At 71.3% G+C, this 12,515-nt stretch carries 12 protein-coding genes; 4 read left to right on the top strand and 8 right to left on the bottom strand.

Going from position 1 to position 12,515, the window contains the following annotated elements; all coding sequences use genetic code 11:
- Positions 1–89: 89 nt before the first annotated feature.
- The gene (locus ABZT02_RS38715; RefSeq protein WP_355752385.1) at positions 90–575 is read right to left on the bottom strand and encodes an Lrp/AsnC family transcriptional regulator; all 486 of its coding nucleotides are present in this window, start codon (positions 573–575) and stop codon (positions 90–92) included.
- Between the two features lie 77 nt (positions 576–652).
- Between ABZT02_RS38715 and ABZT02_RS38720 the strand changes: the two genes are divergently transcribed.
- The 4 genes from ABZT02_RS38720 to ABZT02_RS38735 are packed head-to-tail and all read left to right on the top strand — an operon-like array spanning position 653 to position 4,692.
- Positions 653–1,402: a LytTR family transcriptional regulator DNA-binding domain-containing protein gene (locus tag ABZT02_RS38720; protein ID WP_356026458.1), complete on the top strand. Its 750-nt coding sequence runs from the start codon at positions 653–655 to the stop codon at positions 1,400–1,402.
- A 2-nt stretch (positions 1,403–1,404) separates the two neighbouring features.
- Positions 1,405–1,764: a hypothetical protein gene (locus ABZT02_RS38725; protein WP_356026460.1), complete on the top strand. Its 360-nt coding sequence runs from the start codon at positions 1,405–1,407 to the stop codon at positions 1,762–1,764.
- Between the two features lie 13 nt (positions 1,765–1,777).
- On the top strand, positions 1,778–3,490 hold the full coding sequence (locus tag ABZT02_RS38730) for a cation acetate symporter (protein WP_356026463.1): 1,713 nt from the start codon (positions 1,778–1,780) through the stop codon (positions 3,488–3,490).
- Entirely contained in the window at positions 3,487–4,692 is a 1,206-nt protein-coding gene (locus ABZT02_RS38735) for a histidine kinase (RefSeq protein ID WP_356026465.1), read from the top strand. The genes ABZT02_RS38730 and ABZT02_RS38735 overlap by 4 nt, the downstream gene beginning before the upstream one ends.
- A gap of 3 nt (positions 4,693–4,695) precedes the next feature.
- Here ABZT02_RS38735 and ABZT02_RS38740 read toward each other — a convergent pair whose 3' ends face one another.
- From ABZT02_RS38740 to ABZT02_RS38770, 7 genes are all read right to left on the bottom strand, one after another.
- Entirely contained in the window at positions 4,696–4,872 is a 177-nt protein-coding gene (locus tag ABZT02_RS38740; protein ID WP_007380401.1) for a membrane protein, read from the bottom strand.
- A 13-nt stretch (positions 4,873–4,885) separates the two neighbouring features.
- Positions 4,886–6,691, bottom strand: a complete 1,806-nt coding sequence (locus ABZT02_RS38745; RefSeq protein ID WP_356026467.1) for a protein kinase — start codon at positions 6,689–6,691, stop codon at positions 4,886–4,888.
- 27 nt (positions 6,692–6,718) lie between these two features.
- A complete protein-coding gene (locus ABZT02_RS38750) occupies positions 6,719–8,110 on the bottom strand; it encodes a PASTA domain-containing protein (RefSeq protein ID WP_356026469.1) in 1,392 nt (463 codons plus the stop codon).
- A 68-nt stretch (positions 8,111–8,178) separates the two neighbouring features.
- Positions 8,179–9,129, bottom strand: a complete 951-nt coding sequence (locus ABZT02_RS38755) for a cytochrome c oxidase assembly protein (protein WP_356026472.1) — start codon at positions 9,127–9,129, stop codon at positions 8,179–8,181.
- 114 nt (positions 9,130–9,243) lie between these two features.
- The gene (locus ABZT02_RS38760) at positions 9,244–10,269 is read right to left on the bottom strand and encodes a 6-phosphofructokinase (RefSeq protein ID WP_356026474.1); all 1,026 of its coding nucleotides are present in this window, start codon (positions 10,267–10,269) and stop codon (positions 9,244–9,246) included.
- 191 nt (positions 10,270–10,460) lie between these two features.
- Positions 10,461–11,189, bottom strand: coding sequence for a glutamine amidotransferase (locus tag ABZT02_RS38765; RefSeq protein WP_355752367.1), 729 nt, complete (start codon positions 11,187–11,189; stop codon positions 10,461–10,463).
- A gap of 16 nt (positions 11,190–11,205) precedes the next feature.
- Complete coding sequence (locus tag ABZT02_RS38770; RefSeq protein WP_356026476.1) at positions 11,206–12,444, bottom strand: MurT ligase domain-containing protein; 1,239 nt, start codon at positions 12,442–12,444, stop codon at positions 11,206–11,208.
- Between the last annotated feature and the right edge of the window lie 71 nt (positions 12,445–12,515).

Raw genomic sequence — 12,515 nt, forward strand, 5'->3', positions numbered from 1 at the left:
ACGCCCGACAAGCAACAGGAATTGCGTGTCCGCGCAGGAACGCTGCGTATTCGACGGATATGACGCACGACCGCTGCGCCCTCGGATGCTTATTCGGGAGCGGGCTGGGTCGCCCCCGCCTCGGGGCTTTCCGGGATGAGGTGGGACAGCACCATCACACTGATCGTCTTCCGGATGAACGGCTCCACGCGGATACGCTCCAACACCTCCTCGAAGTGCTCCACATCCCGCGCCCGCACGTGCAGCAGGGCGTCCGCGCCGCCGGTCACCGTCATCGCCGCGGTGATCTCCGGATGGTTGCGGACCACCTCCGCGAGCCGCCGCGGCGGGGCCGCGCCCTCGCAGTACACCTCGACGTACGCCTCCGTGCGCCAGCCCAGCGCCGACGGCTCCACCGTCGCCGTGAACCCGGTGATCACCCCGGTCTCCCGCAGCCGGTCCACGCGCCGCTTCACCGCCGTGGAGGACAGCCCGATCGCCGAACCGATCTCCGCGAAGGACGTCCGCGCGTTCGCCATCAGCGCGGTGATGATCTTCCGGTCCAGCTCGTCGAACGCGACGGTCCTGCTGTTCATGTCGGCACTGTATCCAGCGGGGCGTCCGCACCTCCGCACGTGTCCAGTCGTACGAATTACTCCTACACTCCGGGTTCATGCTGCGCGCCCTGGCTGTCGACGACGAACGCCCCTCGCTGGAGGAACTGCTCTACCTGCTGAACGCCGACCCCCGGATCGGCAGTGTGGAGGGCGCCGGCGACGCCACCGAGGCGCTGCGCCGCATCAACCGCGCGCTGGAGTCCGGACCGCACGGGCCCGAGGCGATCGACGTCGTCTTCCTCGACATCAACATGCCCGGCCTCGACGGCCTCGACCTCGCCCGGCTGCTGACCGGCTTCGCCGAACCACCGCTCGTCGTGTTCGTCACCGCCCACGAGGACTTCGCCGTCCAGGCCTTCGACCTCAAGGCCGTCGACTACGTCCTCAAACCGGTCCGCAAGGAACGCCTCGCGGAGGCCGTCCGCCGCGCCGCCGAACGCCTCGACAGCGCACCCCGCATACCCGTGCACGAACCCGACCCCGACCACATACCCGTCGAACTGGGCGGGGTGACCCGGTTCGTCGCCGTCGACGACATCACCCACGTCGAGGCCCAGGGCGACTACGCCCGGCTGCACACCGACAAGGGCAGCCACCTCGTACGGATCCCGCTGTCCACGCTGGAGGACCGCTGGCGCTCGCGCGGCTTCGTCCGCATCCACCGCCGCCATCTCGTCGCCCTGCGCCACGTCGGCGAACTGCGCCTGGACGCGGGCACGGTGAGCGTCCTCGTCGGTGGCGAGGAGCTCCAGGTCAGCCGCCGCCACACGCGCGAGCTGCGGGACCTGCTGATGAGGAGGCCGTAGCCATGCCCCAGGACCCCGCCGAGCGGCGCGTCGTCGTCACCGGGCCGCCCCGCCGCGGCCGCCCCACCTCCGGCTACTACCGGCCACGCACCGAGATCGACGAACAGACCACCCTCGGCCACACCTACGTCCGCTCCCTGATGCGCACCCAACTGCGCGCCGCCCTCGCGGTGTTCGCCTTCCTCGGCCTCCTCATCGGCCCGCTCCCACTGCTCTTCGCGGCCATGCCGGACGCCCACCGCCTCGAATGGGGCGTCCTCGGCTTCGGCCTCTACGTCCCGATGGTCCTGCTGGCCCGCTGGTACGTGCGGCGCGCGGAGCGCAACGAACGGGACTTCGTGCGGCTGGTCGAGGACCGATGAACGCCGAGGCCCGATGAACTCCAGCTACTCCGTCCCCGCCGTCGCGCTCGTCGTCGTCGCCACCGTCCTCGTCGGCGCCTTCGGCCTGCGCATCTCCCGCACCACCTCCGACTTCTACGTCGCCTCCCGCACCGTCGGCCCCCGCCTCAACGCGGCCGCCATCAGCGGCGAGTACCTCTCCGCCGCCTCCTTCCTGGGCATCGCGGGCCTGGTCCTCGTCCAGGGCCCCGACATGCTCTGGTACCCGGTCGGCTACACGGCCGGCTACCTCGTCCTGCTGCTGTTCGTCGCCGCCCCGCTGCGCCGCTCCGGCGCCTACACGCTCCCCGACTTCGCCGAGGCCCGGCTCGCCTCCCAGGCCGTGCGCCGGCTCGCGGGCGCCTTCGTCGTCGGCGTCGGCTGGCTCTACCTGCTGCCCCAACTCCAGGGCGCCGGGCTGACGTTGACCGTGCTCACCGGCGCACCTCAGTGGCTCGGCGGAGTGATCGTCGCCGCCGTCGTGGTCGCCACCGTCGCCGCGGGCGGCATGCGCAGCATCACCTTCGTGCAGGCCTTCCAGTACTGGCTCAAGCTCACCGCCCTGCTCGTCCCCGCCCTCTTCCTCGTCCTCGCCTGGCAGGGCGACGGCGCCCCCAGCCACGCCTTCGACGAACCGGCCGCCTTCCGCGAACAGCGGGTCGTCCGCGTCGACTCCACCCTCGACCTCAAGGTGGAGAGCCCCCTGACCGTCACGGTCAGCGGCACGATCGACGGCCGCCGCCACGACGGCCAACGGCTCCAACTGCCCATCGGCACGCACCACATCGAACAGGGCACCCGCCTCACCTTCGCCAAGGGCACCACCGTCCCCGCCGCCGACCGCGGCACCAGCGACGGCATGTCGACCTCCCTCGCCGCGGGCCGCGAGGAACGACCCCTGTACGCCACCTACGGACTGATCCTCGCCACCTTCTTCGGCACCATGGGCCTGCCCCACGTCGTCGTCCGCTTCTACACCAGCCCGCACGGCGTCGCCGCCCGCCGCACCACCGTCGCCGTCCTCGGCCTGATCGGCTGCTTCTACCTCCTGCCCCCGGTCTACGGCGCCCTCGGCCGCCTCTACGCCCCCGAGCTCACCCTCACCGGCGACGCCGACGCCGCCGTCCTGCTGCTCCCGGAGCGGATGATCGGCGGCCTCGGCGGCGACCTGCTGGGCGCGCTGGTGGCGGGCGGTGCCTTCGCCGCGTTCCTGTCCACGGCCTCCGGACTCACCATGGCCGTGGCGGGCGTGCTCACCCAGGACGTCCTGCTGTCGCGCGGCGTACGGCACTTCCGGCTCGGCACGGTCCTCGCGATGTGCGCCCCGCTCGCCGCGAGCGTCCTGGTCGGCGGACTGCCCGTCGCCGACGCGGTGGGGCTCGCCTTCGCCGTCTCGGCCTCCTCGTTCTGTCCGCTGCTCGTGCTCGGCATCTGGTGGCGGCGGCTGACCCCGCCCGGCGCCGCCGCGGGCATGCTGGTCGGCGGCGGCTCGGCGTTCGTCGCCGTGGCCGCCACCATGGCGGGCTTCCCGGCGACCGGAGCCCTGCACTCCCTGCTCGCCTGGCCCGCGCTCTGGTCGGTGCCGCTCGGCTTCCTCACCATGGTGCTGGTGTCCCTGGCCACCGCGGGCCGGGTTCCGGCGGGCACGGCGGCGATCCTGGCCCGCTTCCATCTGCCGGAGGAGCTCAGGGCCGAGGTGAAAGCATGAGCGGGTTCCTGGCCGGCCTGTGCGTGGCGATCCTTCCGCTGCTGGCCGCCGGTTTCTGGCTCGGCCGGCGCACGGCCCGCCCGCAGACCCTGGGCGGCCTCGGCACCCCCGTCGAACACGCCACCTTCGAGACCCTGCACACCGCCTCCCTGGCCGCGCCCCCGCTGCGGGCCGGGCTGACGGAGGAGACCGCCCGCAAGTCGGCGCGCAGACTGCGCTCGCTGCTCGGCACGGACGCGCTGTGCCTCACCGACCAGAAACAGGTCCTGGTCTGGGACGGCGTGGGCGGCCACCACCGCACCGAGATCATGGAACGCCTCGCCGGCCCGCTGGAGACCGGCCGCGGCGAGGCCTTCCCGCTCACCTGCGACACACCCGACTGCCCGGTCCGCTGGGCGATGGTCGCCCCGCTGACCGTCGACGACCGGGTCCACGGCGCCCTGGTCGCCTGCGCGCCCCGCGAGTCCGCGGTCCTGGTCCGCGCCGCCGGGGAGGTCGCCCGCTGGGTCAGCGTCCAGCTGGAGCTGGCGGACCTGGACCAGTCCCGCACCCGGCTGATCGAGGCCGAGATCAAGGCACTCCGCGCTCAGATCTCCCCGCACTTCATCTTCAACTCGCTCGCGGTGATCGCCTCGTTCGTCCGCACCGACCCCGAGCGCGCCCGCGAACTCCTCCTCGAATTCGCCGACTTCACCCGCTACTCGTTCCGCAGGCACGGCGACTTCACCACCCTCGCCGACGAACTCCACGCCATCGACCACTACTTGGCCCTCGTCAGGGCACGCTTCGGCGACCGCCTCGCCGTCACCCTCCAGATCGCCCCGGAGGTACTGCCGGTCACCCTGCCGTTCCTGTGCCTGCAACCGCTGGTCGAGAACGCCATCAAGCACGGTCTGGAGGGCAAGACGGAGAAGTGCCACCTCCAGATCACCGCCCAGGACACCGGCGCCGAGGCCCTGGTCGTCATCGAGGACGACGGCGCCGGAATGGACCCGGTCCTGCTCCGCCGTATCCTCGCGGGCGAGGTCAGCCCGTCGGGCGGCATCGGACTGTCCAACGTCGACGACCGGCTCCGCCAGGTGTACGGCGACTCCTACGGCCTCGTCATCGAGACGGCCGTCGGCGCGGGCATGAAGATCACCGCCCGGCTGCCCAAGTATCAGCCGGGCGTGCACTCGGCGGGCCGTCTCACGGACGGCTGAAGGTCAGGTACTGCGGGTGGCCACCATGCCGAGGGTGATCAGGCCCAGCACGACCCAGCCGAACCACAGCCAGCCGTTACTGCCGAGCGCCACCGTGTAGGCCGTCACCGCGACGAGACCGCCTACGGTGAGCACCCCCATCGTTCTGGTCGAGCCATCCGTGGAACCGGAACCGGGCATCGCAACACCCTCCTCAGGATTCGTCCTCCTCCATGGTGCCCCCGTTCTGCCTGCGGACGGTGCACACGACAAAATGTGTGCCGTTCTTCCAGGGGCCCTCGCTGGTCCAGGAGCCCGCCGTGTAGACGGACGGATCGAAGCCGTAGTCGCCCGGCGGCACGTCACGCGCGCATGCCGTGTCCGATTCGGTCCGCGCCTCGGACAGCGTGACGTCGGGGGCCAGTCGGGTGAATCCGAGCACCTGCTCGTCGTAGGAGCCCGCGCAGGAGACCAGCCGGGCGTCCCGGTTGGTGCGCACGTCCAGACAGTCCCGCCGCTGCATGGTCGCGGTGTCCGCGAAGCCCGAGCCCGTCTCGCGATGGGTGCCGATCGGCCCGTACACCGGCCCGTTCCCGCCCAGTACCAGACACGCGGTACGCCGTCCCGCGGCCTCGAATCCGCCCTCGGCCGGTACGACGGCCTGGCTGCGGACGTCCGCGAGCCGGTCCCGGACCTGCCGCGTCCGCTCCTCGCACTTCGCCGCCCCCGTCCGCCGCGCCTCGTCCGCCGAGGCGGCCGTGACGAACGCCATCACCTGGCCGTCCGGGGCCGTGCCGCAGGTGGGGTCCAGCCGCAGCCGGGGCGTTCCGCCGAAACGCCCCGACCCCGGCCAGTCGGCGATCACGCAGTCGCCGTCCCGCAGCGGTTTCGTGAGCCCGACCGCCTCGCCGTACGGCTGCCGGGAGCCCTGGATCGCGCCCCCGGCGTCCGACGACCGGTCGGCCATGGCGTACCACACACCGCCCAGGGCCAGCAGCAGCCCGAGACCGCAGGCGAGCAGGGCCCGCAGGGCGTGCGAGCGCTCCCGCCGGTGCCCGTTCAGAGGCGGTGGCCCGGGCGGCGCCGCCTGCACAGCCGCCCAGGGCGGCTGGGAACCGAGATCGGTCTGCGTCCGGACGTACGGCTCGGCCTGCGGTGTCACGATCCGCGACAGCGCCGCCTCCGCCTCCGCCGCCGACAGCCGCCGCCCGGGGTCCTTCGCGAGCAGACCCTGGAGTACGGGGCCCAGCGCACCGGCGCGCACGGCGGGCCGCGGCTCCTCCATGACCACCGCGGTCACCTCGGCGAGATGCGACTCCCGCTCGAAGGGCCCCACGCCCTCCACCGCGTGGTAGAGCGTGCAGCCCAGCGAGAACAGGTCGGCGGCCGGGGTGGGCGTCCCGCCCGTGGCCCGCTCCGGCGCCAGATAGCCCGCCGTGCCGACCAGCACCGACGCCAGCGTGTACCGGGTCTCCCCGGCGTCCGGCCGCACGGAGATGCCGTAGTCGGCGAGCAGGACGCGCCCGTACGGCGATCCCGTGCGGTCCGGCGCCAGCAGGATGTTCGCCGGCTTGACGTCCCGGTGCATCACGCCCCGCTGGTGCCCGGCGGTCAGCGCGTCGAGCACGGCCAGGCCGATGCGGGCGCATTCCGCGGGGGCGAGCGGTCCGCGGGAGTCGACCAGGTCGCGCAGGTCCACGGCGTCCGCGACGTACTCCATGACGATCCACGGCAGGCCCTCGTGCTCCAGCACGTCGTGCACGGTCACCACGTGCGGGTGGCCGCGCAGCCCCGCCGCGTGCCGGGCTTCCGCGCGGGCCCGCGCCACCCGGGCCTCCCGCTCGTGGTCCGCCTCCACCGGGTCACGGAACACGATCTCCTTGAGCGCGACCTCGCAGGCGAGTCTCTGGTCGTGGGCGAGCCACACATGGCCCATGCCGCCGCTGCCGAGCGGGTTCAGCAGCAGATACCGGCCGGCGATGACGCGGCCCACTCCCGACGTCGGTGATCCTGAAGGCATGCGGTGCCCCTCCGGTTCTGCGGGACGCTACGTGGCGACGGCGGTGCTCGGCCCGTCGTCGGCGGGCTCACTCGTCGCGGGCTCACTGGTGGTCGGCTGCGAGGTGGCGGGCCGCGTGGCCGGGGGCGCGCTGGTCACCGACGGAGGCGGCGGAGGCGGAGGGGCCGCGCTGCTGGTGACCGGGGCGCCGGCCGGCGGTGATCCGGTCGAGGGCGGCGGGCTCGGCCGGCTGCTCGACTTCTGGGGCGACGGCGAGCCGGGAGCCGTACTCGACGACGGCGGTGACGACGAGGCCTCAGGCTTGCCGCTGGGCGACGGAGGCGGCGCCGAGGAGGACGCCCCGGGCTTGCCGCTGGTCGAGCCCGACGAGCCCGACGAGCCCGAGGGTGGCGGTGCGCTCGTGGGCGGTGTCTTCGCCCCCGACGGCGGCGGCGGGGGAGTGGTCGTCGGCTCCGTGCCCCCGCCAGAGGTACTCGTGCCGCCCCCGGCCACGGTCAGCATCACGTACCGCCCGAACGGCACCTCCGTCCCCGCGGGCGGATCGGTCGCCGTGACCTTCGCGCCCGCGGAAGGCGCCGCCTGACCGGTGTACCCGGCCGCCAGCCCGGCGTCGATCAGCTCCCGACCGGCCTGGGCGAAGGTCGTCCCGGCGAGGTCCGGCACCGTGCGCCGCTTCCTCGCGTCGAAGGCGGTGTCCTTCGCACCGGTGGTGCCGACCGGCCGGTCGATGCCGCGGGCGGGTTCCCGGACGTCGACCAGAGCGACCCGTTCCAGTTTCCGCGGCGCGGGCTTCACGGCCACCACCGATTCACGCTCGAATCCCGCCCACTTCTTGTTGCCGTCCTCGAACCGGACGGAAATCCTGCCGGTGTCGCCCTCGAAGGGCCGCAGTGGATTTCCACACGAGCACTTCACAGCCGGAAGCCCTTGTTCATCGACGAGAATCGCGATTCCCGCCTGGAGCAGGGAGTTGTACGGGACGGCCTTTTCCTTCTTGTAGTCGTGGTTCTCGACGAGAGTGTCGTGACGCAGCAGAACCGGTGTGAGTCGATCGAGATATTCCGGTATCCCGTCCGTGCCGATGCCCAGCACACCGGCCCACGCCTGTGCCTTTTTGTGATTCCTGGGATCGGTGAGGAATCGTTCGAGTTCGGCGACGTCACAGATGGTCGGCTGCTTGCTGCCGCCGTACAGACCGGGCGTGTCCCCCTGCTGGAGACTTCCCTGGACGGGCTGCGACCGCACGGTGACGGCGTCCTCGCCCAGACCGCTGTTCTCCTCGAAGAACGGCGCGAGCGAGGGCACACCGACGGCGACCGCCTTGACCACCGTCAGTGGATTTCCCTTCCCACAGCCGCTCAGCAGCAGTGAGAAAATCGCCAGTACGGCGATCCTGTGCATAAATGCGCGCAGTGTCATGACCGCTCCCCCCGGCGGTTCCCCCAACGCGCTTCATGCTACTGAATGCTTCGGAAAGACGAAGCCTTTCAACGCTCGCGGGTGCTCAATGAGGCCAAATACGCGTTGTACGCCTCGAGTTCCTTGTCGCCGTCCCGGTCGGCGGCCCGGTCCGTGCGCTTGGCCTGCCGCTGCTCGGAGCCGTACCACTGGAACAGCAGCGCGATCAGCACCAGTACGGACGGAACCTCACTGAACGCCCAGGCGATACCGCCGGCGTAGTTCTGGTCGGAGAGCGCGTCGATGCCGAGCGAGGCGGGCGGATTCTTGAACGTCTTCACCATGGGCTCCGACGCCATCATCAGCGCGATGCCGAAGAACGCATGGAACGGCATCCCGGCGAACAGCTCCAGCATCCGCATCAGGTACCCGGGCCGGTGCGGCCCCGGGTCGACGCCGATGATCGGCCAGAAGAAGACGACACCGACGGCGAGGAAGTGCACCATCATCGCGACGTGTCCGGTTTTCGATCCCATCAGGAAGTCGAAGATCGGCGTGAAGTAGAGGGCGTACAGGCTCGCGATGAACAGCGGGATGGTGAACGCCGGATGCGTGACGATCCGCATGTACCGGCTGTGCAGCAGCGCGAGCAGCAGTTCACGGGGGCCCTTGCGCCCCTTGCCCGCGACGGGCAGCGCCCGAAGAGCCAGAGTGACCGGGGCGCCGAGCAGGATGAGGATCGGCGACAGCATGCTGATCACCATGTGCTGCACCATGTGCGCACTGAACATGACCATCCCGTAGTCGTTCAGCTTCGTGCACATCATCAGCCCGATGGACAGCACACCGGCCACATAGGAAACGGTCCGCCCCACGGACCACGAGTCCCCCCGCCGCCGCAGCCGCACGACTCCCCAGGCATAGAGGCCGAGCGCAAGGAGGCAGGCGACGAGGAAGAAGGGGTCGGCCGACCACTGAAGCCCTCGTCCCAGCGTGAACGGCGGCAGATCGTGCGTCATGCCGTGCCCGCTGTGGTCCATCGCGGCGGCTCCTGATTCGTGGGGGTTGTACAAGTCTGTCCGCCACACAGACTAGAACCGCCCCCGGCCGCTGCTGCGACCGGGGGCGGACTCCTCAGTGTCGTACGACCTGATCTAGAGCACGCACTCCGCTTCCGCGTACCGATCCTCCGGTACCGTCTTCAACGTCTCGACGGCCTCCGCGAGTGGCACCATCACGATGTCGGTCCCCCGCAGAGCGGTCATGTGACCGAACTCCCCGCGGTGCACGGCCTCCACCGCGTGCCAGCCGAACCGAGTGGCGAGAACCCGGTCGTACGCGGTCGGCGTACCGCCGCGCTGCACATGCCCGAGGATGACCGGCCGGGCTTCCTTCCCCAGCCGCTCCTCCAGCTCGATCGACAGCTGGCGGGCGATCCCGGCGAAGCGCTCGTGCCCGTAGATGTCCTTGGCGCCCTCGTCGAAGGCCATGGAGCCGGGCGCCGGCTTGGCGCCTTCCGCCGCCACGACGATCGCGAACCGCTTGCCCGCCTCGAACCGCTCCCCGACCCGCCGGGTCAGCTCATCGATGTCGAAGGGCCGCTCCGGCACGACGATGGCGTGGGCGCCGGCCGCCATCCCGGAGTGCAGCGCTATCCAGCCGGTGTGCCGTCCCATGACCTCGACGACGAGCACCCGCTGGTGGGACTCGGCGGTGGTCTTGAGCCGGTCGAGCGCCTCGGTCGCGACCCCGACGGCGGTGTCGAACCCGAAGGTGACGTCCGTGACCGCGATGTCGTTGTCGATCGTCTTCGGCACGCCCACGATCGGCAGACCGGCGTCCGACATCAGCCGGGCCGCCTTGAGCGTGCCCTCACCGCCGATGGGAATGATCGCGTCGAGCCCGAGCTCCTCGACATGCCCCCTGGCCCGCTCCACGCCGTCCCGCAGATGCGAGGGCTGGACCCGGGAGGAGCCGAGGATCGTGCCGCCGCGGGCCAGGATGCCGTTGACCGCGTCGAGGTCGAGCTTGAGGTAGTCGCACTCCAGGAGGCCCTTCCAGCCGTCCCGGAAACCGATGACCTCGTCGCCGTGGTCGGCGACGGCACGGTGCACCACGGACCGGATGACGGCGTTCAGGCCGGGGCAGTCGCCGCCGGACGTGAGGACACCAATGCGCATAAGCCCGCTACAACCTTCTCGACAGGGGCTGGATCCGGACCACGTCGTCCGGCACGAACCCCGCCACCCTAGCGGCAGGAGGGGGCGGGGCCGAAGCATGCGTCCGCCTGCTGGACGACCCCGCTCACCTGTGCGGACGTACCGTCAGACGGGCTGGTCACGGCGAGCTGAAAATCAGATGTCCGCGCAGGTCAGGCGGGCTGCTGCGCGGCCGCGATGCGCTCGTTGCGCAGGGCCTCGTACCAGCGGTCGTCGGTCGGTGGCAGCGCGTTCACGTCGAGGGCCAGCTTCAGCAGCAGGTCCGCGATGAGCGGGTTGCGCGCGAGCACGGGTCCGTGCATGTACGTACCGAAGACCGTGTCGTTGTACGCCCCTTCCGTACCGTCCCCGGTGCCGTTGCCGTTGCCCAGCTTGACGTTGGCGAAGGGGCGGGCGGTGGGGCCGAGGTGGGTGACGCCCTGGTGGTTCTCGAAGCCGGTCAGCGGGGGCAGGCCGAGGCGCGGGTCGATGTCGGCGAGCACGTCACCGACGCAGCGCGCGCCCTCGCCGCGCACGGAGACCACGTCGAGCAGGCCGAGGCCGGGCTCGCGCTGGCCGAGGTCGTTGATGAACTCGTGGCCGAGGATCTGGTAGCCGGCACACACCGAGAAGACGATCGCGCCGTTGCCGACGGCCCGGTGCAGACCGCCGTCCCGGCGCAGCCGCTCGGCCGCCAACCGCTGGGGCCGGTCCTCGCCGCCACCGATCAGGTAGATGTCGCCGGACGTCGGGATCGGCTGGTCGCTGCGCACGTCCAGGCGGGCCACGTCGAGGCCCCGCTGGCGTGCCCGGCGCTCGATGACGAGGGCGTTGCCCTGGTCGCCGTAGGTGCTGAGCAGGTCGGGGTAGATCCAGACGATCCGCAGTTGGTTGTCGCTCACAAAAGTCCCCTGTGTCTCAGTTGCCGACGCGGCGGCGCAGGTCCTGGAAGGCGGTGTAGTTCGCGATGACCTCGATGCGGCCGGGCGGGCTCATCTGCACGGCCTGGTCGAGGTTGTCGCAGACCTGGAAGTTCTGGTTCGCGACCTCCAGACGCACCGCGAGGTCCAGCTTGCGGTCGCCGATCACGCAGATCGGGTGGCCGGTGAGCCGCGTGTAGTCGACGTCCCACAGCCAGGAGGTGTCGGTGCCGTCGGCGCCGCGGGCGTTGACGGAGAGGATCACCGGGGTCGGCGGCGGGTCGATCAGGCTGAACGTCTCGAGCCAGCCTGCCGGGTTCTTCGCGAGCAGCAGGCGCAGGTCGCGCTGCTGGAACTGGACGACGTCGTAGCGACCGGCCACGGCCTGCACCTGGTACATGCGTTCCAGGGCGACCTGCGGCGGCACGCCGAAGACGGCGGCGACGGCGGCGGAGGAGGCGGCGTTGGCCTTGTTGGCCCGGCCGGGCAGCTGGAGGTGGATCGGCCAGGCGGATCCGTGCGGGTCGAGGACGTGGTCACCGGAGAGCGCCCAGCTGGGCGTGGGCCGGCGGAACCCGCACTCGCCGCAGAACCAGTCGTCGCCCGGCCGCTGCATCACACCACCGCAGGACGGGCAGGACCAGGCGTCGTCCTTCCACATCTGGCCGGCGGCGACCCAGATGACGTTGGGCGAGGAGGAGGCGGCCCACACGACGAGCGGGTCGTCGGCGTTGGCGACGACGACGGCCTTCGAACCGGCGAGCCCCTCACGCCAGTTCTCGGCGAGCATGCGGGTCTCGGCGGCACGGTCGAGCTGGTCGCGGGAGAGGTTCAGCAGGGCGATGCACTTGGGGTCGGTGTCCCGCGCCACGCCCGCGAGGTACTTCTCGTCGACCTCGATGACACCGAACCGGGCGTCCGAACCACCGGCGAGCGCCGAGGTGATGCCGGCCGGCATGTTGGCGCCGAGAGCGTTGGAGACGACGGGCCCGGCGGCACCGAGAGCCTCCGCGATCAGCCGGGTCGTGGTGGTCTTTCCGTTGGTCGCCGAGACGAGGACGACGTCCAGGTGCTGGGCGAGCCGGGCGAGGAGGTCGGGGTCGAGCTTGAGGGCCACCTTGCCGCCGATGACCGAACCGCTGCCGCGACCCGCGGCCCGGGATGCCGCCGCGACGGCCTTGCCCGCCGTCACGGCCAGCTTGGCCCGCGGCGAGAGCGGGTCCGAGTTGCCTGTCATCAGATCTCGATCCTCCTTGCGTACGCGCCGCGCCTCAGCCTCCGGCCACGTGGTGTGGACCTCAGCCTATC

The organism is Streptomyces sp. NPDC005402 (genome assembly GCF_040606575.1).
Lineage (GTDB): Bacteria > Actinomycetota > Actinomycetes > Streptomycetales > Streptomycetaceae > Streptomyces.

What these genes read in the sequence shown, in the direction of transcription:
- ABZT02_RS38715 (WP_355752385.1), bottom strand. Translation starts at nt 575, where the DNA reads ATGAACAGCAGGACCGTCGCGTTCGACGAGCTGGACCGGAAGATCATC.
- ABZT02_RS38720 (WP_356026458.1), top strand. Translation starts at nt 653, where the DNA reads ATGCTGCGCGCCCTGGCTGTCGACGACGAACGCCCCTCGCTGGAGGAA.
- ABZT02_RS38725 (WP_356026460.1), top strand. Translation starts at nt 1,405, where the DNA reads ATGCCCCAGGACCCCGCCGAGCGGCGCGTCGTCGTCACCGGGCCGCCC.
- ABZT02_RS38730 (WP_356026463.1), top strand. Translation starts at nt 1,778, where the DNA reads ATGAACTCCAGCTACTCCGTCCCCGCCGTCGCGCTCGTCGTCGTCGCC.
- ABZT02_RS38735 (WP_356026465.1), top strand. Translation starts at nt 3,487, where the DNA reads ATGAGCGGGTTCCTGGCCGGCCTGTGCGTGGCGATCCTTCCGCTGCTG.
- ABZT02_RS38740 (WP_007380401.1), bottom strand. Translation starts at nt 4,872, where the DNA reads ATGCCCGGTTCCGGTTCCACGGATGGCTCGACCAGAACGATGGGGGTG.
- ABZT02_RS38745 (WP_356026467.1), bottom strand. Translation starts at nt 6,691, where the DNA reads ATGCCTTCAGGATCACCGACGTCGGGAGTGGGCCGCGTCATCGCCGGC.
- ABZT02_RS38750 (WP_356026469.1), bottom strand. Translation starts at nt 8,110, where the DNA reads ATGACACTGCGCGCATTTATGCACAGGATCGCCGTACTGGCGATTTTC.
- ABZT02_RS38755 (WP_356026472.1), bottom strand. Translation starts at nt 9,129, where the DNA reads ATGGACCACAGCGGGCACGGCATGACGCACGATCTGCCGCCGTTCACG.
- ABZT02_RS38760 (WP_356026474.1), bottom strand. Translation starts at nt 10,269, where the DNA reads ATGCGCATTGGTGTCCTCACGTCCGGCGGCGACTGCCCCGGCCTGAAC.
- ABZT02_RS38770 (WP_356026476.1), bottom strand. Translation starts at nt 12,444, where the DNA reads ATGACAGGCAACTCGGACCCGCTCTCGCCGCGGGCCAAGCTGGCCGTG.